Origin of the sequence: Burkholderia sp. IT-111MI5, assembly GCF_949752865.1 — a bacterium.
In the GTDB taxonomy this organism is placed as follows: Bacteria; Pseudomonadota; Gammaproteobacteria; order Burkholderiales; family Burkholderiaceae; genus Burkholderia; species Burkholderia pyrrocinia_C.
On record NZ_CATKIF010000068.1, the window covers coordinates 1 to 216 of the forward strand.

The window sequence follows — 216 nt, forward strand, 5'->3', positions numbered from 1 at the left end:
GCATACGACGTGCGAGCGCACGTTGTGCTTCGCGCCTTCCTTCGCGAGCACGCGTGCGAGGCCGAGCAGGCCGTGCTTGGCCGTCACGTACGCCGACTTCAGCGGCGACGCTTCGTGCGAGTGCACCGAACCCATGTAGATCACGACGCCGCCGCGATCGTCCTTGTACATGTGCTTGAGCGCGGCCTTCGTCGTCAGGAATGCGCCGTCGACGTG

At 65.7% G+C, this 216-nt stretch carries 1 protein-coding gene; it reads right to left on the minus strand.

Annotated elements, in window-relative coordinates:
* Window positions 1-216 (minus strand): SDR family NAD(P)-dependent oxidoreductase (locus ACM6JT_RS31350; protein ID WP_414857876.1); only part of this gene is annotated, 216 nt, incomplete at both ends.